Raw genomic sequence first — 20895 nt, 5'->3', positions numbered from 1 at the left:
CTTATTTTCGACGCCAGCGATTACGCCTCACTGTCTTTGTCTGTTTTTCTTCCGTGGCTAACGCTGGAGGCAACCACTGACTTTCTATCGAGAAATAACGCCCTTGACCACCATGTATTCCCAACTCCACAAGAGTGGCCCACTCTTGTTTGCTCTCAACGCCCACCGCAATAACTTTCACTTTCGTTCCGTCTCCGGCACCCAGCATACTACGAACAAACAACTGGTTTTCATGGCGTTGTTCTATTTTTTTTGTCAGGCTTCGATGCAGTTTTAAGTAGTCCACATTCAGATCTTTCAGATAGTGGGTACTGACTATGGTTCTTCCCGCCTGCCCAACCACCAATTGGCATCCTAGCCCCGACAGCATTTTGGCCACAGGTCTCATATAATCCAAATGTCGAACTAAATGACTTTCTACAAACTCAAAGCTCAACTTTGTTCGGTACTCACTAGGTAACTGTAGCAGTTCATCACGGAACCATTTGAAATAATGACGATTAGCAAATGGTATGACGTGAAGATTCAATGATACAGGTTCGACTTTCTCAGCATTAGAGCGTAAATGAGCGAAGACTTTGCGAATGACCGCTCGGTCCATCTGACTCTCAAATCCTACTTGTTTCAAAGCCGACATGTAGCGAGAAGCTTTCACGATGCCATTCTCTGGGTCCACAATTCGGCAGGTTAACTCAGTATGCAATGGATTTAACTGCTGTCCGTCTAATAAATAAGACAACTGTCCGAAGACTAACACATTTTCAGCTGACAGAGCCGTCTCAAAAATGGTACGCCACTTAACACTACCTCTTGCCTCATCAATATGATTCCACTTCTTAAATCGGCTCCAGTTATTATTGTTCTGTAATTGGGCGCTCCTCAATGCCGTTTCGGCTTCATCCATGATTTGGCTATGCCGCTCTCCCTCTTGGTACATGGTGATACCAATATGACACCAGTTTTCTTTATCAAGAGGATAAGGCGGGGTGAGTTTTTCCATTTGCCTAACACATTGAGCGGCAAGATTCGCGACATCTTTAGCGCCTAAGTGAGGAATAAATAAGGCAAAATCTGCTTGATAATATCGAGAAAAGACCACTTCTGGATAACGCTGCACTAGATTTGAAATCAGGCTCCCCACTTCAATAATAAAGTCGTCTGCAACCTGTTTATCATTTTCCTCAGAAACACTTTTCCAGTCCGCAATACGAAGCAAAAGAACCGCACCCTGAGCTGCGCTTTCGTGTAGAGCAGATTCCAACTTGTTGTCAAACAATACGCGGTTGGCGGTGCCAGTTAATTTATCAAGGAAAGTTTGCGTTCGAATAAAGGTATCGAAACGGCTGCGCTCTTGGCGAGCATCCTGCAACTCTTCGATTAGGACATCAAGCGCTTCGCTCGCTGTATACGGCCATTCTCTCTCATCACCTTTGGCATACTGTTCAACTCGCCCTGCCAAAATCATACGGCCACGCTCTTCAAGCAGCTCAGAACCATACAGCTGCTCTTTGAGCCATTTCACGCCGCGCATCAAACAAAAAACGATTAACCCAACAGCGAGCGTAATTGACCATAGCGCCTGAAACGAATATCCAAAGCCAACGTAGGGAGGCGTTGCTTTAAACTCCACTCGATAGCCAGGATTGCGTTGCAACACATAACTTTGTTCGTAAAGTCGATTTACATCAATTTGAGGGGACGTATCTTTGAAGCGATAAACAACACCAGCATCGGTGAAAAGCTTCATTTCAACAATGTTAGATGCTTGCAGCATCTTAGGCATCCACCGTTGCATCGAATACGCAGCGTCAGGATCCTCCATCTCTTTATCAAGCACTTCAACGATGCCTGCGAGATAATGGTTAAGATACTCTTGTCCAAGCTTCTTAAATGACAGGGTGCCGCCCACAAACAAAATGAACATGGCACTGATTACGATCATAGTGACAAAAGCCACCAATCGAGTACTGAGTTTTAGAGTCGGGGTATACCTCATGAACACCGAATTCCTTTTCCATTCATCATATACCGTTTGTGTCTATATACTTGATAAGTGAATGGTTAACAATCTGCTCTCAGTAGATGTGAGAAGTGTCATTGAAAAAGCCGCGGAAATCGCGGCTTTCGTCTATGTTTAGCGACGGCTTAAAATGGAATGTCGTCGTCAAAGTCCATTGGAGGCTCATTATACTGAGGCTGAGACTGCATTGGCTGTTGTTGCGCTGGAGCCTGTTTTTGGTAAGACGGCTGTGCGGCTGGCTGTTGAGGCTGACCCCAACCACCTTGTTGCTGCTGCGGAGCACCACCCATCGCTGGAGCGCCACCTTGCTGCTGACGGCCACCCAACATTTGCATAATGCCATTGTAGCCTTGTACAACCACTTCGGTTGAGTAACGGTCTTGACCACTCTGGTCTTGCCATTTACGCGTTTGCAATTGTCCTTCAATGTATACTTGAGAACCTTTGCGGAGGTATTCCCCAGCAACTTCTGCCAACTTTCCGTATAAAGTGACACGGTGCCATTCGGTTTTCTCACGCGGTTCGCCAGTCGCTTTATCGCGCCAAGTTTCTGAAGTGGCAATCGTAATGTTCGCAACTGCACCGCCACTTGGCATGTAACGAATTTCAGGGTCGTTACCTAAGTTCCCCACCAAGATTACTTTGTTAATTCCACGGCTGGCCATGATGTGCTCCGTTAAGCTTTCGGTATTAATTAAATTTAGCGCACTAGCATAGCATGCTTTTATCCACGGTAAAAATAGTCCTCATAGAGCGAGTTCAACGTCAACGAACCAGATTAAAAATTGTTTATTTTAGGAGCCAGCATACGTTTTGCTCATACTAACAGAAATCTCATTTACTTTCTGATTTGAAATTCAACGCATTTCATATAGAGAGCTGTAGCCTTAAAGCAATAATGGTGACAACTTTTAACCCGCTTATTCGATTGTTAACTAGAAAAGGGGATTGTTATGAGAAAATCGTCTTATGCACGCAAGCCATTCTTTATCAGTCTGCAGAACGAACAAACGCCAGATTTTATCGAAAAACTCTCCAAAAAAATCGAGATGGAGATACCGACCATAACACCTGCGACTCTCATGCAAGCGGATCCTAATCATCGTAATCGCATTCTGCTTATCGACTACCAACAGCACAAAGCGCTGTTGAAAGAGATAAAGAACTTGCCTCTTATCTGGAAAAGCTTCGAGATTGTGCTGCTCAATGTCCCAAACCGTTTAACAACGGAAGAACTGGTGAGCTTTGGTCAATGTAAAGCCATTTTTTATCGTGACAGCGGATTAGAAAAAATGGCCGAAGGCATTTGTTCAGTCATCAATGGAAAAAACTGGTTGCCTAGGGATGTCAGCGCACAGTTGCTTCACTATTATCGCAATATGGTTTCGTCACATACTTCACCAGTGAATGTCGATCTTACCATTCGCGAAATCCAAGTACTGAGATGTGTTCAATCCGGGAAATCTAACACTCAAATAGCCGAAGATTTGTTCATCAGCGAATTTACGGTTAAGTCGCATCTCTATCAAACCTTTAGAAAGCTCTCCGTGAAGAATCGTGTCCAAGCTGCCGCGTGGGCTGACCAAAATTTGATCTCATAAGTAAGAAGATCGCGAATTTTCCTTTAGAGTGTAACGTATGACAAAATAACAGGTTAGAATCGCCCCTAATGATAACTAACTGTTTATGGAACAACACACCACAAAGGAAATGCTGCGCGCTCGGCTTTAATTTTTACATGCGTATTGTTTCGGTGAGGAGTTCGATTTGATAAGGACACTATTCAATGATTAAAAAATGCCTTTTCCCTGCCGCTGGCTACGGCACTCGCTTCTTACCTGCGACCAAATCGATGCCAAAAGAAATGATGCCAGTGGTGAACAAACCTCTGATCGAATACGGTGTGGAGGAAGCCATCCAAGCGGGTATGGACGGAATGTGCATTGTGACTGGTCGTGGTAAGCATTCAATCATGGATCACTTCGATAAAAACTACGAACTAGAACATCAGATTAGTGGTACCAACAAAGAAGCCCTATTGGAAGATGTACGTGCTTTGATCGACTCCGCGAACTTTACCTACATTCGCCAGCGTGAGATGAAGGGCTTAGGGCACGCCATCTTAACGGGCCGTGAACTCGTTGGGGATCAACCTTTTGCCGTCGTACTGGCTGATGACCTTTGTGTGAATGAAGAACAAGGTGTCTTGGCACAAATGGTCGCGCTGTTTAAGCAGTTCCGCTGTTCGATCGTTGCTGTTCAGGAAGTACCTGAAAATGAAACTCATAAATACGGCGTTATCTCTGGCGAAATGATCAAAGACGATCTCTTCCGCGTAGACAACATGGTGGAGAAGCCAGAACCTGGTACCGCGCCAAGTAATCTTGCGATTATTGGTCGTTACATTCTTACCCCAGATATTTTTGATCTGATTGAACAAACTGAGCCAGGTAAAGGCGGCGAAATTCAAATCACCGACGCACTACTCAAACAAGCAAAGGCAGGTTGTGTATTGGCATACAAGTTTAAAGGCCGTCGTTTTGATTGCGGCAGCGTTGAAGGCTATATCGAAGCAACCAACTATTGCTACCAAAACCTTTATCTGAAAGATGAGAAGACGTCTGAATTGGGTAAATTCAGTACGCAAAAAGAGAAGTAATCAACTTCCTCTAAATCGAAACGTATAAGGCGCTTTGAATAAAGCGCCTTATTTTTAACTGTTTTTTTATCCAGTATTTTATTGCACATTTCTCACACTATGTAATACTTGCTCAACTTGTTGGTATTACACAGAGCATCAAAGATGGACAAGATAGAAGTTCGCGGAGCACGTACCCATAATCTCAAAAACATAAATCTCACCATTCCCCGAGATAAACTGATCGTTATTACGGGCTTATCCGGATCAGGTAAGTCTTCTTTGGCCTTTGATACCCTTTACGCTGAAGGCCAACGACGTTATGTAGAATCCCTGTCAGCCTACGCTCGCCAGTTTCTCTCTTTGATGGAAAAGCCCGATGTTGACCACATTGAAGGCCTCTCGCCAGCCATTTCTATCGAGCAAAAATCCACCTCACACAACCCGCGTTCAACCGTAGGGACCATCACGGAAGTGTATGACTACCTTCGCCTACTGTATGCCCGCGTTGGTGAGCCTCGCTGTCCTGACCACAAAGTCCCTTTAGCGGCTCAAACCATTAGCCAAATGGTCGACAAAGTGCTGGAGCTGCCTGAAGGTGCCAAAATGATGTTGCTCGCCCCCATCGTGAAAGAGCGCAAAGGCGAGCACGTTAAAACATTAGAGAATCTTGCTGCTCAAGGTTTTATCCGTGCGCGTATTGACGGAGAGACCTGTGACCTCACCGATCCACCAACGCTAGAGTTACACAAAAAGCACACCATTGAAGTGGTGGTTGACCGCTTTAAAGTGCGTGGCGATTTACAACAAAGGCTCGCAGAATCCTTTGAAACGGCACTGGAACTCTCAGGCGGCATCGCTGTGATTGCCCCTATGGAGGGGGACGGTGAAGAGATCGTTTTTTCCGCCAATTTTGCGTGTCCCCACTGTGGTTATAGTATGCAAGAGCTTGAGCCACGTTTGTTCTCGTTCAATAACCCAGCAGGGGCTTGTGGCACCTGTGATGGCCTCGGGGTTCAGCAATATTTTGATCCTGACCGAGTGATTCAAGATGCCAATTTAAGTCTTGCGCAAGGGGCGATTCGTGGTTGGGATCAGAAAAACTATTACTATTTCCAAATGCTCACCTCGCTGGCTGAGCATTACGATTTCGATTTACATGTCCCTTTTAGTTCGCTTTCAAAACGCATCCAAGAGGTCATTTTAAAAGGCTCAGGGCGCACTGAAATCGAATTTAAGTACATCAACGATCGAGGCGACATTCGTCTTAAACGCCATCCATTTGAAGGTATTCTCAATACACTCGAGCGTCGTTATCGCGACACCGAATCTAACTCGGTACGAGAAGAGTTGGTGAAATATATCTCCACCAAACCTTGCACCAGTTGTGGTGGAACGCGTCTGCGCCTAGAAGCACGCAACGTGTTTATTAATGACACGACATTGCCACAAATCGTCGAGTTGAGTATCGCTGATGCATTGACCTTTTTCGCCACCTTAAAACTCGAAGGGCAGCGAGCTCAAATTGCGGAGAAGGTCATGAAAGAGATCAACGATCGACTGCAGTTTTTAGTCAACGTTGGCCTCAATTATTTGAACCTGTCTCGCAGCGCTGAAACCTTGTCTGGTGGCGAAGCACAGCGTATTCGTCTGGCTAGTCAGATCGGTGCCGGTTTGGTTGGCGTGATGTACGTGCTTGATGAACCGTCAATAGGCCTTCACCAGCGTGACAATGAGCGCTTACTCAAAACACTGACGCACTTACGCGATCTCGGCAATACCGTATTAGTCGTAGAGCATGATGAAGATGCGATTCGTTGTGCCGACCATGTGATTGACATTGGTCCTGGTGCAGGCGTACATGGTGGCCAAGTGGTTGCCGAAGGAACAATGGCCGAGATTCTCGCCAATCCTGATTCCTTGACCGGACAATACTTGAGCGGAGCCAAGCAGATTATTGTGCCGACTCAACGCACACCAAGAGATAAGAACAAAACGGTTGAGCTCATTGGAGCCAGTGGCAACAACCTTAAAGAGGTCAATCTTTCGCTGCCTGTCGGGCTATTCAGTTGTATCACAGGGGTTTCTGGTTCAGGTAAATCAACACTGATTAACGACACCTTTTTCAAAATTGCTCATACCCAACTCAATGGAGCGACCACAGCTCAACCAGCGCCTTATAAGTCTATTAAAGGCTTAGAGCATTTTGATAAGGTCATCGATATCGACCAGAGCCCCATCGGTCGCACACCGCGTTCAAATCCAGCGACCTATACGGGGATTTTCACTCCGATTCGAGAGCTGTTCTCCGGCACCCAAGAGTCTCGTTCACGCGGCTACAAGCCAGGGCGTTTCAGCTTTAACGTTCGTGGTGGTCGCTGTGAAGCTTGCCAAGGTGATGGTGTGATCAAAGTTGAAATGCACTTTTTACCTGATGTTTATGTCCCTTGTGATGTGTGTAAAGGCAAGCGCTACAACCGAGAAACGTTAGAAGTACACTACAAAGGGAAGAGCATCGATGAAGTGCTAGAGATGACCGTAGAAGACGCTCATGAGTTTTTCGCTCCTGTCCCTGTCATCGCGCGTAAACTGCAAACCTTAATGGATGTTGGTCTTTCTTATATCCGTTTAGGTCAAGCGGCCACCACCCTCTCTGGCGGTGAAGCACAACGGGTAAAACTGGCTCGTGAGTTGTCCAAACGCGATACGGGCAAAACCCTTTATATTTTGGATGAACCAACGACGGGCCTACACTTCCACGATATCCAGCAACTGTTGACCGTATTGCATCGTTTACGTGATCATGGCAACACCGTTGTCGTGATCGAACATAATTTAGATGTGATCAAAACGGCCGACTGGATCATCGATTTAGGTCCAGAAGGCGGCCAAGGTGGAGGGGAAATCATTGCGCAGGGCACTCCTGAAGATGTGGCGCAGATCGAAGGTTCGCACACCGCTCGTTTCCTTAAGCCTATGTTGAAATAGAAAAAACAGGTAAAGTGATGAAACCAGCGGAATGCTGGTTTCTTTTTTCAGATGAAGAACAACGTCATGGCAACAATACACGTAAGCGGAACTCAACTAGAACAGCCTAAAGCCAAAGTGCCACTGAATAAACTATTTCTCATTGCACTGGCGAGTCTATTTCTTGTGGCAATGCACTTTTTTATGGCGAATCCCGGCGGTGCTGGTTTAGCACTCTCTTTCAATCCGACCACTTGGATTGCCTTTTCCGTCTCGTGCGCCATTGGCTGTTACCAACTCGCCACCCAGCACCACTTACGCTACTCCAAACTGACGATTGGCCTGTTTATTTGTTGTCTCATCCTAACGCTGCCGTTGTTTTACGCCAATAGCGATTATAGCCAGTCCATCACTCGCCTCATCGGCTTATGGGCGGGTTTCGCCTTTTTCGTTTTACTGCAGCAGTTTCGTTTCAGTAACAAACATAAGCAGAGACTTTTGTGGCTGATTGTCCTCGCGGTCGTGCTCGAAGCGCTCTTAGGCTACTACCAAATGTTATGGCTCAAACCGGGCAATTGGATGGGTTACAACACCATGTCGAATCGTCCGTATGGTATTTTCCAGCAGCCTAATGTCATGGCCAGCTTTCTTGCCACCGGATTCGTCCTGTCTGGTTATTTACTCGCAAGACAACCACATAAATACAACAAGCGTCTGAGCGAAATCTCTTTGCTCTATTGTGTGCCACTACTGACCGTGCCCCTTCTAGTCGTGCTCGCCTCGCGCACTGGTTGGCTTGCCTCAATTATCGCCCTGCTGCTTGTGCTTCCCTATCTCTATCGCTTCGGTACCAAGATTCGCTTTTGGGGATGGTTAGGTTCGGCCATTCTCGGTTTGTCTCTCTCCGTAGCGTTGCTGCAAGTTGAAGAAACGAACCTTGTTAGCCAGAAGACTCACCTTAACGATGTTCGCTCCTATACCTTCCCACAAGCACTCGACATGCTGATAGAGAAGCCTTTCACTGGTTACGGTTACGGCAATTTTGAGTCTGCTTACACCTTGTACACGGCAAGGCAGCACTTACTCAACAAGCAATATCCACCAGCGCTTCCAGCGATGGATCATCCACATAACGAGCTGCTCTATTGGGGCGTAGAAGGAGGGCTTGTTCCGCTATTGGGGATTTTTCTCGCGGCCATCTTGGTATTAAACCGAATCCACAGTGCCAAGAAAGGCACACGTTTAGCCATGTTTGCCTTGTTTGTACCGATCGTATTGCACAGTCAACTGGAGTACCCTTTTTATCACTCTGCGGCACACTGGTTGATTTTCATCATACTCATCTATTGGGTTGATCAACGCGTTGCCAAAGTGAAAACGGTTGAATTTTCTGTCGTCAGTAAAACATTGCTACGAGTGGCCAGTTTGGTAACGCCAATTTTGACCACTTTTTATATGTTGAGTGCATTACACACTAACTACATTCTGACCAAGTTTGAAACCACTCGCCCAGTCAATCCAGATCTCTTACAACGCGTCACCAATCCCGTGGTGTGGAAAGATCGTTTCGATTGGGATGTCTACAGCACCTACCTCAACATTGGCTTAGCAACACAAGATGCCAAATTGATTCAGCCCTATATTGATTGGTCCCTTGACATTATTAAGACCAAGCCAAGACCAGCGTTTTATTCCAATTTAATCTTAGCCTACCAAGGGCTTGGCGATTTGAGTAAGGCAGAACAAGTAAAGACGGAAGCTGAATTTCTCTTCCCTAAAAACGACTTCAGCAACATTCACTATCAACCACCGTCAGCGGCATTGTCTCACTCCGTGTCGTCCGGTCAGTAGTTTGTCATGTAATACAAAAGCGAAGCTCACCAGCTTCGCTTTTTTATTGTTAACTGACCAAAGATTATTGAGTGAGCGACTCTTCAAGCGCTCTTAAACATAACGCGACATTTTCCTCTCTCGCACCGTAACCCATCAAGCCTATACGCCACGCTTTACCAGCTAACGCTCCCAGACCGGCGCCAATTTCCAAGTTATAGGTTTCAAGCAAATGGCTACGCACTTTCGCTTCATCGATACCTTCAGGCACATAGATCGCGTTGAGTTGAGGCAAACGGTACTCTTCATCGACCACAAATTGGAACCCCAATTTTTCGAGACCCACTTTCAGCTTGTTGTGCATCTTTTCGTGCCGCGCCCAAGCGTTCTCCAGACCTTCATTTTTCAGCATCAACAACGCTTCGTGCAGTGAATACAAACTGTTGACGGGTGCGGTATGATGATAACTGCGTTTTCCTTCCCCACTCCAATAACCTAACACTAAGCTTTGGTCTAAGAACCAGCTTTGCACGGGTGTTTTACGTGACTGAATTTTCTCAATGGCGGCAGAAGAAAACGTCACAGGAGCAAGACCCGGGACACAAGAGAGACATTTTTGGCTACCGGAATAAACCGCATCAAGTTGCCATTCATCGACTTTAAGCGGAATGCCTCCCAGCGAAGTGACCGTATCAACGATCGTCAGCACTCCATATTGTTTTGCTAATTTCCCCAGTGTCTCCGCATCACTTCTTGCGCCTGTCGATGTTTCTGCATGAACAAAAGCCAGAATTTTGGTATCCGGATGTTGCGTTAAGGCCTGCTCGACCTTCTCAATCGAGACTGGTGTTCCCCACTCATCATCCACTAATATCGCCTCACCACCAGCGCGAATGACATTTTCACGCATGCGCTCACCAAACACGCCATTGCGGCAGACGATGACTTTATCTCCCGGTTCAATCAGGTTCACAAAGCACGCTTCCATTCCCGCACTGCCTGGCGCTGAGACCGCAATGGTAAAGTCATTCTTAGTTTGAAAGGCGTATTTAAGCAATTGTTTGAGCTCATCCATCATCTGAATAAACAGCGGGTCCAAGTGCCCCACGGTTGGGCGGCTAAGTGCTTGTAATACTTGCGGGGAAATATCAGATGGTCCTGGCCCCATTAATATACGGCGTGGTGGAATAAAGCTTTGAATTGACATACCGGCTCCTTGCTAAGCGTGAAAAAGGTTAACGGACAGCGAAATCGTTTTAATGCAAATTATGTTTCTCCACACTAAAGCAAACGAGCAACGACAGCAATTAGCCGACAGTCTTAGAGGTCAAACCAGTGTCACAAATTTGTTAATAAAAACTTTCAATCACGATCGAATTAAGCGTTGACATTGGGGTGCGAAAAACGTTCAATGTTTAAGCTTTTTGCAGAAGAGGAGCACTGCCCAGGCAGATGTTTTGTGGAGCCGCAACTCCAACACAGAACATTCAGGGGGAGTAGTGCCGAGGTAGATCAAAATTGCAGGATTTGATCTGTCGGTTGACTTGGGTTGAGTCCCATCAACTGTCATCAGCTCAGCCTGATGAAGAGCTTCTGAGATGGATTTTCTGATTATTCAAACTGACCTCTCTAAACTGCTCTGCCCCTTTCCTCACCAAAACAAACATCGGATGTTGGATTACCAACGGTTAATATTTTTCGGAAGTTGTGGGAGAAATGCCGTGAGCGCATTAAATGTAGCAAAATTTGGTGGAACTAGTGTTGCAAACTTTGAGGCAATGAGCCGTTGCTCTGCCATTATTGAAAATAATCCAGACACGCGTTTGGTTGTGAGCAGCGCGTGTTCAGGTGTAACGAACTTGTTGGTTGAGTTGGCCAATGGGGTTCAATCACAGGATCGCCGAGCTGAGCTTTTAGCTCAGCTCGCGGGGATTCATGAAGCGATCCTGAATGAACTCAACGATGCTACCGCTGCCGCGACAGAGGTCTATGCCATTCTCGATACCATCGCAAGCCTTGCCGAGGCCGCCTCAATCCAAGCAAGCAATAAACTGACCGATCACTTAGTCGCGTGTGGTGAGCTGATGTCCACTCACATTCTTGCGCAACTGATGCGTGAACGTGGCGTCAATGCAATCCGTTTTGATATCCGTGACGTATTGCGCACAGATGATAATTTTGGCCGTGCAGAGCCCGATGTAGCGAAGATTTCACAACTCGCGCAAGAGAAACTGCTGCCACTTTGTAGTGACTACGTCGTCGTTACACAAGGATTTATCGGCTCTGATGAAGAAGGCAATACCACAACGTTAGGCCGCGGTGGCAGTGACTATAGTGCCGCTCTGATTGCCGAAGGCGTCAAAGCCACTGGCTTAGAAATATGGACGGACGTCCCGGGGATCTACACCACCGATCCACGTATTGCAGCGAAAGCGGCACCAATTCCAGAAATCAGCTTTGCAGAAGCATCTGAAATGGCCAATTTTGGCGCTAAAATTCTCCACCCATCGACCTTAGTGCCAGCGCTTCGTCACGACATCCCTGTTTTTGTTGGTTCCTCTAAAGAACCAGAGAAAGGTGGAACTTGGATTCGCCACGAAGCTCAGAGCTCACCACTTTTCCGCGCACTGGCGCTGCGCTGCAATCAGACTATGGTCACCTTACGCAGTGCGAAGATGTTCCATGCGTACGGCTTCTTAGCCAAAGTGTTTGAAATTCTCGCTAAACATAAAATCTCCGTGGATTTGATCACAACCTCAGAGATCAGTGTTTCCCTAACTCTAGACAAAACGGACACATCTGGTGGTGCACCAGAGCTACCACAAGCTGCTCGTAAAGAACTGGAAGAGCTATGCACGGTCGAAGTTGAACACAATCTGTGTTTGGTGGCATTGATTGGTAACCATATGGAAACCAAGGGCTACGCAAAAGAAGTGTTCAGCACCTTAGGTGACTTTAACCTGCGAATGATCTGTTACGGAGCAAGTGATCACAACCTCTGTTTCTTGGTCGATGCTCACGACTCGAAGAGCGTGATCCAGAAACTTCATCAAGATCTTTTTGAGCGATAAACGCAACGACATACGACCCACGAAGAACAAAAATCCCTCGTCATTGCGAGGGATTTTTCTCATGTTGATGTTGTCAATGAGTCACACTGACACTAGCAAACACAAGCACTCATTAAATACCTGAGCCATCTTGTTCCTTGTCTTCTTCATGTAGACCACACTCCCTTTTTAAACCAAAGAAGCGAGTTTCTTCCTCTGTCATTCCTGGTTCCCATTTTTTGGTCGTGTGTGTATCTCCTACCGATAGATACCCCTGCTCCCACAGAGGATGGTAAGAAAGACCATGCTCCTGTAGGTAGTAGTGAACATCTTTGTTCGTCCAATCAACCACTGGCAAGAACTTAAACACACCGTTTTGAAGCGATAGTATAGGTAAGCCCGCACGTGATTGTGACTGTTCACGTCTTAGTCCTGAAAACCAAGTGCCGACTTGTAGCTCATTCAATGCTCGGCGCATGGGCTCAACTTTGTTGAGTTTGTTATAACGCTCTATGCCTTCAACCCCTTGCTCCCAAAGTTTGCCGTAGCGAGCTTCTTGCCAATTGGCACTTTCTAAAGCTCGATATACTTTGAGATTGAGGTTCAACGATGTCGTTAGCTCATCAATGAACTGGTATGTTTCCGGAAACAAATAGCCCGTGTCCGTTAAGATGATCGGAATGTCGGCTTTTTGTTGCGAAACCAAGTGCAGCATCACCGCCGCTTGAATGCCAAAGCTGGAAGATACAGCAAATGTACCTTCTAAGTGAGTAAGCGCCCAAGCCACCCGCTCTTGCGCTGACAACTGTTCAAGCTCAACGTTAATTTCCGCCAAGCGGAGACTTTGCTCCGCTTTCGTTAACGTTTTTAGCTCTGATAGCTGCAGCTTTGAAGCAACAGAATCAAGCATAAAAATCCCTCTTAGAAATGATGACTTCTTCGACAATACCTGCACGTATCGTGAAATCACCAAAACACTCGCCATCCAAACGCTCTTTCGCCCAGCGGCCAACAAGCGCATCAATTTCTTCTAATATTTGCGTGTCGGTGATGTTCTCTTTATACATCTTCGGCACTCGTGTGCCACCACGGTTGCCACCAAGATGGAGATTGTAGCGACCAGGCGCTTTACCGACTAAGCCAATTTCCGCCAACATTGCACGGCCACAACCATTCGGACATCCCGTGACACGCAAAATAATGTTGTCTTCTTTCTCAAGGCCATGTTTTTCAAGAATGCCTTCCACATCAGTAACGAACTGAGGAAGAAAGCGCTCTGCTTCCGCCATGGCTAGCGGACAGGTAGGGAATGCCACACACGCCATCGAGTTCTTGCGCTGCTCGCTGACACCCTCATCCATCAAACCATGCTCTCGTGCCAACTTCTCAATCTTGGCTTTGTTGCTCTTAGAGACACCTGCCACAATTAAGTTTTGGTTGGCCGTCATACGGAAATCACCTTTATGAATTTTTGCGATTTCTGCCACACCAGTTTTTAGCGGCTTGCCGGGATAATCGAGTAAGCGACCATTTTCAATAAACAGGGTGAGATGGTGCTTACCATCAATTCCTTCAACCCAGCCAATGCGATCGCCACGCTCAGTGAACTCATAAGGGCGGCTAACCTCAAACTTAATGCCTGCACGCTTTTCCACTTCCGCTTTGAATACATCGGTACCCACACGATCCAAGGTGTACTTGGTTTTGGCATTTTTACGATTCGAGCGATTACCCCAATCACGTTGAGTCGTCACAACAGCCGCGGCCACATCCAGCGTTTTCTCTAGTGGAATGTAACCGAAATCATCGGCACGACGTGGGTAAGTCGATGTATCACCATGTGTCATCGCCAAACCGCCGCCCACTAGCACGTTAAAGCCAATCAATTTGCCCTTTTCAGCAATCGCCACAAAATTGAGGTCGTTCGCATGAACGTCCACGTCATTTTGCGGAGGGATCACAACGGTCGTTTTAAACTTACGCGGTAAGTAAGTTTTACCTAGGATCGGCTCATCGTCTTCCGTGGTTTCTACTTTTTCACCGTCTAACCAAATTTCGGCATACGCTTTGGTCTTAGGCAGTAAATGCTCACTGATTTTTTTCGCCCACTCGTACGCTTCTTGATGCAGCTCAGATTCAACCGGATTGGTGGTACACAAGACATTACGGTTAACGTCACCAGCGGTAGCGATTGAATCAATACCAATACTGTTTAACGTTTGGTGCATTAGCTTAATGTTCGGCTTTAGCACACCGTGAAACTGGAACGTTTGACGCGTGGTCAGGCGAATGCTTCCATACAGAGAGTGCTCTGTCGCAAACTTATCAATCGCTAACCACTGTTTGGGCGTAATGATGCCGCCTGGCATACGAGCGCGCAGCATAACATTATGTAATGGCTCTAGTTTTTGTTTGGCACGCTCGTTACGAATGTCACGGTCATCCTGCTGGTACATGCCATGAAAACGAATCAACTGAAAGTTATCTGCGGTAAACCCACCGGTAATTCTGTCTTGCAGATCTTGCTCAATTGTTCCGCGTAGGAAATTGCTCTGGATTTTTAAACGCTCGTTATCAGACAGTTTTCCTAACTCTTCGCCTAATACAACCTGCTTATTATTTTCAGTAGAAAAAGTCATTAGTACACATCCCTTTGATAACGTTTTGCTTTACGTAAGTCGTTGATAAACTCTTCTGCATCATCTCGCGACATCTTACCTTCTTGTTCTGCCACAGCGACGAATGCCTGGTGGACATCTTTCGCCATTCGATTAGCATCACCACACACGTAGAGGTAAGCGCCCTCTTGAATCCACTGCCATACTTGCGCTGCGTTTTCCAAAATACGTTGTTGCACGTAGACTTTTTCTGCTTGGTCACGACTAAACGCCACATCAAGTTTCGTCAGCAAACCGGATTTCAAGTACTTCTGCCATTCAACTTGGTAGAGGAAATCTTGGGTAAACGTTCTGTCACCAAAGAACAGCCAGTTTTTACCTTCTGCACCACGGTTGTCGCGCTCTTGAATAAAGCTGCGGAATGGAGCAATACCAGTTCCAGGGCCAACCATGATGACAGGAACATGGTCATCCGCAGGCAGCTTGAAGTTATTATTGTTTTCAACAAACACTTTGACGGATTCGCCTTCTTCAAGACGCTGAGCCAAATAACCAGAAGCGCCGCCAAAACGTTTCTCGCCTTTAACATCGTATTCGACTAAACCGACGGTGAGATGCACTTCTTCATCCACTTCCGTTTGGCTCGATGCGATAGAATACAAGCGTGGAGTCAGGCGACGCAGTAAGCCGAGCAGTTCATCCGCACTCAACTTGGTTTGTTTTTCTGCGAGCAAATCCACCAACTGAGTATTGCTCGCGTACTCGCGAAGCTTATCTTTCTCTTCCACCAGCTTTAGCAGTTTTTTACTACCTGAAAGCGTGGCAAACTTTTCCACTTGTTGCGGGTTAGAAGAGGTAATTTCAAACTTACTCACCAAGGCACTGTGAATCGACAGACTCTCACCATCCACATCCACGCTTTCAACGCCAGATAGGCCTACTTTGGCAAGAATTTGATTGGCTAACTCACCACTGTTTTCAAACCAAACGCCAAGCGCATCTCCTGGTTGATAAGTGATGCCTGAACCAGCAAGATCAATTTCTACATGGCGAACATCTTTGCCCGAATCACGACCTGTAATTTTTTGGCTCGAAAGCAATGTTGCTGCATAAGGATTTTGCTTGTTGTACAACGAAGGCGTATGGGATGCTTGTGCTACCGGTAATTGCACAACCTCAGCTTCAACACCAGAAGAAAGTGCCTCTTTGATTTTCTCTAACGCTTGCTTACGCCACTGCGCTGCCGGAAGATCATAATCAACGTCACAATCGACACGTTCGATGAATGATTTTGCCCCCAATTTCGACAAGTAAGCATCAAAGTCTTTACCCGTCTGGCAGAAGAACTCGTAACTTGAGTCACCTAGACCAATCACAGCGTATTGTAGGTTTGGCAACTTCGGTGCTTTCTTAGATTGTAAGAACTCATGCAATTCGATGGCATTGTCTGGCGCTTCGCCTTCACCATTGGTTGAAGCCACGATGATAACGTGCGTTTCGTTCGCTAAGTTTTTGCCTTTGTAATCACTCGCATCAAACAATTGAACAGCGATACCTTCTGCTTTGGCCTCATGCTCGAGCGCTTCAGCGACCCCTTTCGCATTCCCTGTTTGAGATGCAAAAATAATCGTTAGTTTACCCGCAGGTTTAGCTGCCACGGCCGTCACTGCTTGAGCAATAGGCGAGACCGAAGACGGAACTGCGCTTTGTGATAATCCCCAAAAATAGCCGCTAACCCAAGCTAGCTGTTGAGGAGACAAATCTGAAATCTGTTGTAGTAGGTTGATCTGCTGATCATTAAGTGGGCTAGTTAAACCAGCCAATCCTGATGGAGTAGTGTTTCCTGATGACACTTTCTTTTGAGAAGACATAGTCACGACATCCCTATTCATTGCGTGACGATAGATTAACCACTCTTTTTAATAACAAGAAAGAATAGAAGTGAATGTTTTATAACTTTTTGGAAGTAAGCAATCATGCGTACTTAACGTGTTTCCACTCGGACTTGCTGAAAACCCACTGCCATCGCCGATTTGGACGCTTCATCCAAGTCCTGATATTGGCACTCCTCACCGTGGCTGTCGGTCAGTAACACAAATCCTCCTCTTGCATGACGAAATTCGACAACCCAAGCCCCCTCTTGAATGGATGGTTCGATGATGGCTTCAATCAACTGTTTTTCACGGTACAGATTTCGTAGTTCAGTAATAGTCATACCCTGCCCTTTCTGACTTTTGATGATGACATCAATAAGCATGGACGAAATTGCCACTAATGCGAAAAATTACCGATTTTTATAGACAACAAATATAAAAAAAGGCCGCTTATAACAAAGCGACCTTTTAGGATTCTCATTTATGCTTAGAAGCGATATTGCGCTCCTAAGAACCATCCGTGAGCAAAGATGAACGATTTACCCAAAGGGGACGTAAAGGTATCCGCCTCTAAATCAATCACTCGGTAGCCCGCACGAACAGCCACTTCAGAGTCTTCAAACGGCAATCGATACTGCATGCCTGCCATCAAATCTGTACTCTTGATGCCTTTGTTGTTACCAAAATTCATCTCACCAATCACATCAAAATTGGTCTTGGGTACGTTAATTTCACCATAGCCATACCATGCCCAAATCATTTCATCAAACGAGCGCGCACCCGCAGCTTCATTTGCACCGTTGAGGTATTTGGTATTGCCCAAATCACTAAAGGTAATCCCTGCGTCAAAATGCATCAGTTCATGCTCTAATAAGTTGAAGTAAAGGGTAAAATCAAGCTTATCAAATGCCATGTAATCGGCATCCACGGAAGAGTGACGAACTCGGAGATCTGGCAGATATTTTACGTCATGCTCAATAGAGGCGTAATAAACACCAGTGGCAGCGCGGTCACGCTCGACCTCATTGACTTTGGTTTTCGCATTCCAAAATTCGGCGCCTACCGTCGTCTTTACACCCGCTTGGCAAGTAGCAGAAAAAAAACCAGTTGATGCCAATAGCGCACAAACGGTAGCAATTTTATTACGCATAAGAGTAATACTCCGATTTTACTGAATTAACCTAGTATGAGCTGAGCGGTGATCCTATCACAATCTCAGCTCACACATTCAACAAAATCTCTATTCTCTAGGTTTAATACCTAGGCTGCGCAACGATGTGTTTAAAAAACCAAATCGCTAATGCGATAACAATTAACCAAGGCAATAATTTTAAAACGAAACCAAGCATACCCAGCAAGACCATCACAACCAACGCGATACCCGTTGCCGCCAACACCGTCATCATAGTGATCCCTGTAACTAGAAGAGTTGCAGCAAACACCAAAATAAAAATCAGCTCTAACATCATCTATCTCCTTAATGTTTTTCTTATACAGAGCAGATTTTGTACCAACTTTTCACACAGATATAACTATCTAATAAATAAAGAAAAAGCCCTAAACTAAAAAAGCAAAGGGCTTCACTATAAATGTATATAGGTAATTTTTACCACCTAGTGGTGAAAATTACACATCAAGATCTTGGGGAATTTTCGCTAACGCTTGCTGTAGCACTTCAATACCAGAGCCTGGTTTATGGGCATTTTCACTAATATGACGACGCCATTGACGCGCCCCAGGCATGTTTTGGAATAGCCCTAGCATGTGACGAGTCATATGACCAAGGTAAGCACCATTGGCAAGCTGCTGTTCGATGTAAGGATACATTTCTTCCACGATCTGACGTCGCTTCTTAATTGGTGCTTGGCTGCCAAACAACTCTTGATCCACTGACGCGAGTAAGTAAGGACTTTGATATGCTTCGCGACCGATCATCACACCATCTAGATGTTGTAGGTGTTCTTTCGCTTCTTCTAAGGATTTGACACCACCGTTAATCGCAATCGTTAAATGCGAAAAGTCTTTCTTTAGCTGGTAGGCACGCGGGTAATCCAATGGAGGGATCTCACGATTCTCTTTCGGACTTAGACCACTTAGCCAAGCTTTGCGCGCATGGATCGTAAACTGCTCACAGCCACCTTTCTCTGACACAATCGAAATAAAGTCGGTGAGAAATTCGTAAGAGTCTTGATCATCGATACCAATACGGGTTTTTACCGTCACCGGAATATCCACAACCGCTTTCATTGCAGCGACACAATCGGCGACCAACTGAGGCTCAGCCATTAGACATGCGCCAAAACGTCCATTCTGAACTCGATCCGACGGGCAACCCACATTCAGGTTAACTTCATCATAGCCTCGCTCTGCAGCCAACTTGGCACTGGTCGCGAGATCTTGGGGATTCGAGCCGCCTAATTGCAACGCGACAGGATGCTCTTCTTGGTTATACGCGAGGAAGTCCCCTTTTCCATGAATAATCGCCCCAGTCGTAATCATTTCGGTATAGAGCAAGGTTTCTTTCGTCATCAACCGATGAAAATAGCGACAATGGCGATCGGTCCAATCGAGCATTGGAGCCACCGAAAGGCGACAAGAGTGAGTCATAAGCATTTACCTTAACAACAAAGGAGCAAAACCAGTTCGCATAAGTAACGGCGCAAAAACCCAGTTTTTGCACGGTTAATTATTCGAGTTAGCTTTATATCAAAAATTTGGTCCGATATTGTAATGGTTCATGTAAGGATGCGCTACACTCGCTTTACCTGAGCTAGGTTTCGTTTTATTGTGGAGCGAACACTGACCGTTTGTGACAAAGATAAAAGCTTATTTGGATTTTTATCGGTTTCTCAACGATCTTCGTATAGAAATAGTTTATTATTAAGAAAGTCCAATAAGTATGGTGAAAGATTTGGACCAGACACTAGTTGAGCAAATAGAAGGCATATGTTCGGCACGAGGAGTCCGACTGACTCCGCAACGTAAACGCGTTTTTGAACTAATTTGTTCAAACTCAAGAGCTTCCAGTGCATATGAGTTATTGGAGCAGCTCAAGGAGAGCGAACCTCAAGCCAAACCTCCTACCGTCTATCGCGCTTTAGAATTTTTAATGGAGCAGGGCTTTATTCATCGAGTTGAATCGAACAACAGTTTTATCTCCTGCTGCTCTTGCAACACTAACCAACATTTTTTCCAATTGCTGATTTGTGATAAATGTGGGGATGTCGTTGAACTTCAGGATGATACACTGATATCCTTGTTGGCCAATAATGCTGAGAAATACGGCTTTAAGTTGACCAATCAAGTGATCGAAACTCACGGTACCTGTAAAACTTGTCTCTCAGAGTGAAAGAATCAAGATATAGAAGAACGTTATGCGCGCTGAATTTGTAAACCCGTTTTTGGCTTCTTTAATGAATGTTCTAAAAACGATGGCTTCACTGGAATTGAAGCCTCAGAAACCACGAATCAAAAAAGATGAGATCGCCCGTGGTGATGTTTCTGGCCTTATTGGTATGATCGGCCCGCAGACGCGTGGCTCGATGTCGATTACCTTTGATGAAGCGCTTGCGCTTGAAATCATGCAAAACATGCTGGGTGAACGACCAAATGGATTGAACGAAGAAGTGACTGATATGGTGGGTGAAATCACCAATATGGTAACGGGTGGAGCAAAACGTATTTTGGCGGAAAGCGGATTTGATTTTGATATGGCCACGCCTGTAGTCGTTTCTGGTAAAGGGCATACCATTCGTCATAAATGTGAAGGTTCGATCATCATCATGCCTTTCTCTTCTCAATGGGGTAACGCCTTTATCGAGATCTGTTTCGAATAGTTTAAAGGCGCTGACTGACGTCAGCGCCTTTTCTTTTCACTGAAGAATTATCCGATATTGAA

General features: G+C 45.8%; 17 protein-coding genes and 1 riboswitch. Of the genes, 7 read left to right on the top strand and 10 right to left on the bottom strand.

The features are described 5' to 3' along the window. Position 1: 1 nt before the first annotated feature. Positions 2-1996 carry an RNase E specificity factor CsrD gene (csrD, locus tag FC652_RS13305; RefSeq protein ID WP_176298961.1) on the bottom strand — a complete coding sequence of 665 codons (1995 nt, stop codon included), beginning with the start codon at positions 1994-1996 and terminating at the stop codon, positions 2-4. A 149-nt stretch (positions 1997-2145) separates the two neighbouring features. Further along, entirely contained in the window at positions 2146-2685 is a 540-nt protein-coding gene (locus FC652_RS13300) for a single-stranded DNA-binding protein (protein WP_176298960.1), read from the bottom strand. Positions 2686-2973: 288 nt separating this feature from the next. Here FC652_RS13300 and FC652_RS13295 point away from each other — a divergent pair, with 288 nt between their 5' ends. The 4 genes from FC652_RS13295 to FC652_RS13280 all read left to right on the top strand — a co-directional run bounded on the left by FC652_RS13295 (position 2974) and on the right by FC652_RS13280 (position 9476). Next, on the top strand, positions 2974-3621 hold the full coding sequence (locus FC652_RS13295; RefSeq protein WP_176298959.1) for a response regulator transcription factor: 648 nt from the start codon (positions 2974-2976) through the stop codon (positions 3619-3621). Between the two features lie 185 nt (positions 3622-3806). Continuing rightward, a complete protein-coding gene (gene galU, locus FC652_RS13290) occupies positions 3807-4679 on the top strand; it encodes a UTP--glucose-1-phosphate uridylyltransferase GalU (protein WP_011079387.1) in 873 nt (290 codons plus the stop codon). Between the two features lie 144 nt (positions 4680-4823). Continuing rightward, complete coding sequence (gene uvrA, locus FC652_RS13285) at positions 4824-7646, top strand: excinuclease ABC subunit UvrA (RefSeq protein ID WP_176298958.1); 2823 nt, start codon at positions 4824-4826, stop codon at positions 7644-7646. Positions 7647-7712: 66 nt separating this feature from the next. Then, complete coding sequence (locus FC652_RS13280) at positions 7713-9476, top strand: PglL family O-oligosaccharyltransferase (protein WP_176298957.1); 1764 nt, start codon at positions 7713-7715, stop codon at positions 9474-9476. A gap of 64 nt (positions 9477-9540) precedes the next feature. Here the strand turns inward: FC652_RS13280 and FC652_RS13275 are convergent, their stop codons facing one another. Further along, positions 9541-10662: an alanine--glyoxylate aminotransferase family protein gene (locus FC652_RS13275; RefSeq protein ID WP_011151256.1), complete on the bottom strand. Its 1122-nt coding sequence runs from the start codon at positions 10660-10662 to the stop codon at positions 9541-9543. Between the two features lie 215 nt (positions 10663-10877). Continuing rightward, a riboswitch (Lysine riboswitch) is annotated at positions 10878-11056 on the top strand. Positions 11057-11176: 120 nt separating this feature from the next. Here FC652_RS13275 and lysC point away from each other — a divergent pair. Further along, positions 11177-12526, top strand: coding sequence for a lysine-sensitive aspartokinase 3 (lysC, locus tag FC652_RS13270; RefSeq protein ID WP_176298956.1), 1350 nt, complete (start codon positions 11177-11179; stop codon positions 12524-12526). A 112-nt stretch (positions 12527-12638) separates the two neighbouring features. On the opposite strand, the gene FC652_RS13265 is transcribed toward lysC, so the two are convergent. The 7 genes from FC652_RS13265 to dusA all read right to left on the bottom strand — a co-directional run bounded on the left by FC652_RS13265 (position 12639) and on the right by dusA (position 19604). Next, positions 12639-13415 carry a phosphoadenylyl-sulfate reductase gene (locus tag FC652_RS13265; protein ID WP_176298955.1) on the bottom strand — a complete coding sequence of 259 codons (777 nt, stop codon included), beginning with the start codon at positions 13413-13415 and terminating at the stop codon, positions 12639-12641. Continuing rightward, the gene (gene cysI / locus FC652_RS13260; protein WP_176298954.1) at positions 13408-15144 is read right to left on the bottom strand and encodes an assimilatory sulfite reductase (NADPH) hemoprotein subunit; all 1737 of its coding nucleotides are present in this window, start codon (positions 15142-15144) and stop codon (positions 13408-13410) included. Before cysI ends, FC652_RS13265 begins: the two co-directional genes overlap by 8 nt. Next, positions 15144-16994 carry an assimilatory sulfite reductase (NADPH) flavoprotein subunit gene (locus FC652_RS13255; RefSeq protein ID WP_255199167.1) on the bottom strand — a complete coding sequence of 617 codons (1851 nt, stop codon included), beginning with the start codon at positions 16992-16994 and terminating at the stop codon, positions 15144-15146. Before FC652_RS13255 ends, cysI begins: the two co-directional genes overlap by 1 nt. 113 nt (positions 16995-17107) lie before the next feature. Next, the gene (locus tag FC652_RS13250) at positions 17108-17338 is read right to left on the bottom strand and encodes a hypothetical protein (RefSeq protein WP_130197694.1); all 231 of its coding nucleotides are present in this window, start codon (positions 17336-17338) and stop codon (positions 17108-17110) included. A gap of 146 nt (positions 17339-17484) precedes the next feature. Next, complete coding sequence (locus FC652_RS13245; protein ID WP_176298952.1) at positions 17485-18147, bottom strand: TIGR04219 family outer membrane beta-barrel protein; 663 nt, start codon at positions 18145-18147, stop codon at positions 17485-17487. 103 nt (positions 18148-18250) lie between these two features. After that, on the bottom strand, positions 18251-18463 hold the full coding sequence (gene pspG / locus FC652_RS13240) for an envelope stress response protein PspG (protein WP_176298951.1): 213 nt from the start codon (positions 18461-18463) through the stop codon (positions 18251-18253). A gap of 160 nt (positions 18464-18623) precedes the next feature. Beyond that, on the bottom strand, positions 18624-19604 hold the full coding sequence (gene dusA, locus FC652_RS13235) for a tRNA dihydrouridine(20/20a) synthase DusA (protein ID WP_176298950.1): 981 nt from the start codon (positions 19602-19604) through the stop codon (positions 18624-18626). A 292-nt stretch (positions 19605-19896) separates the two neighbouring features. On the opposite strand from dusA, the gene zur reads away from it, so the two are divergent. Both zur and FC652_RS13225 read left to right on the top strand, forming a co-directional pair. Beyond that, positions 19897-20346: a zinc uptake transcriptional repressor Zur gene (zur, locus tag FC652_RS13230; RefSeq protein WP_176298949.1), complete on the top strand. Its 450-nt coding sequence runs from the start codon at positions 19897-19899 to the stop codon at positions 20344-20346. Between the two features lie 25 nt (positions 20347-20371). Beyond that, the gene (locus FC652_RS13225; protein WP_176298948.1) at positions 20372-20833 is read left to right on the top strand and encodes a chemotaxis protein CheX; all 462 of its coding nucleotides are present in this window, start codon (positions 20372-20374) and stop codon (positions 20831-20833) included. The last annotated feature ends 62 nt before the right edge of the window (positions 20834-20895 follow it).

Origin of the sequence: Vibrio sp. 05-20-BW147 (genome assembly GCF_013369385.1) — a bacterium.
Taxonomy (GTDB): Bacteria; Pseudomonadota; Gammaproteobacteria; order Enterobacterales; family Vibrionaceae; genus Vibrio; species Vibrio floridensis.
The sequence above is the reverse complement of the archived record's forward strand: the minus strand, read 5'-3'. Positions and strand labels throughout refer to the sequence as shown.

Bases quoted from the DNA above. Each gene is read 5' to 3' on its own strand.
- csrD (WP_176298961.1), bottom strand. From the start codon at position 1,996: ATGAGGTATACCCCGACTCTAAAACTCAGTACTCGATTGGTGGCTTTT.
- FC652_RS13300 (WP_176298960.1), bottom strand. From the start codon at position 2,685: ATGGCCAGCCGTGGAATTAACAAAGTAATCTTGGTGGGGAACTTAGGT.
- FC652_RS13295 (WP_176298959.1), top strand. From the start codon at position 2,974: ATGAGAAAATCGTCTTATGCACGCAAGCCATTCTTTATCAGTCTGCAG.
- galU (WP_011079387.1), top strand. From the start codon at position 3,807: ATGATTAAAAAATGCCTTTTCCCTGCCGCTGGCTACGGCACTCGCTTC.
- uvrA (WP_176298958.1), top strand. From the start codon at position 4,824: ATGGACAAGATAGAAGTTCGCGGAGCACGTACCCATAATCTCAAAAAC.
- FC652_RS13280 (WP_176298957.1), top strand. From the start codon at position 7,713: ATGGCAACAATACACGTAAGCGGAACTCAACTAGAACAGCCTAAAGCC.
- FC652_RS13275 (WP_011151256.1), bottom strand. From the start codon at position 10,662: ATGTCAATTCAAAGCTTTATTCCACCACGCCGTATATTAATGGGGCCA.
- FC652_RS13265 (WP_176298955.1), bottom strand. From the start codon at position 13,415: ATGCTTGATTCTGTTGCTTCAAAGCTGCAGCTATCAGAGCTAAAAACG.
- cysI (WP_176298954.1), bottom strand. From the start codon at position 15,144: ATGACTTTTTCTACTGAAAATAATAAGCAGGTTGTATTAGGCGAAGAG.
- FC652_RS13255 (WP_255199167.1), bottom strand. From the start codon at position 16,994: ATGTCTTCTCAAAAGAAAGTGTCATCAGGAAACACTACTCCATCAGGA.
- FC652_RS13250 (WP_130197694.1), bottom strand. From the start codon at position 17,338: ATGACTATTACTGAACTACGAAATCTGTACCGTGAAAAACAGTTGATT.
- FC652_RS13245 (WP_176298952.1), bottom strand. From the start codon at position 18,147: ATGCGTAATAAAATTGCTACCGTTTGTGCGCTATTGGCATCAACTGGT.
- pspG (WP_176298951.1), bottom strand. From the start codon at position 18,463: ATGTTAGAGCTGATTTTTATTTTGGTGTTTGCTGCAACTCTTCTAGTT.
- dusA (WP_176298950.1), bottom strand. From the start codon at position 19,604: ATGACTCACTCTTGTCGCCTTTCGGTGGCTCCAATGCTCGATTGGACC.
- zur (WP_176298949.1), top strand. From the start codon at position 19,897: ATGGTGAAAGATTTGGACCAGACACTAGTTGAGCAAATAGAAGGCATA.
- FC652_RS13225 (WP_176298948.1), top strand. From the start codon at position 20,372: ATGCGCGCTGAATTTGTAAACCCGTTTTTGGCTTCTTTAATGAATGTT.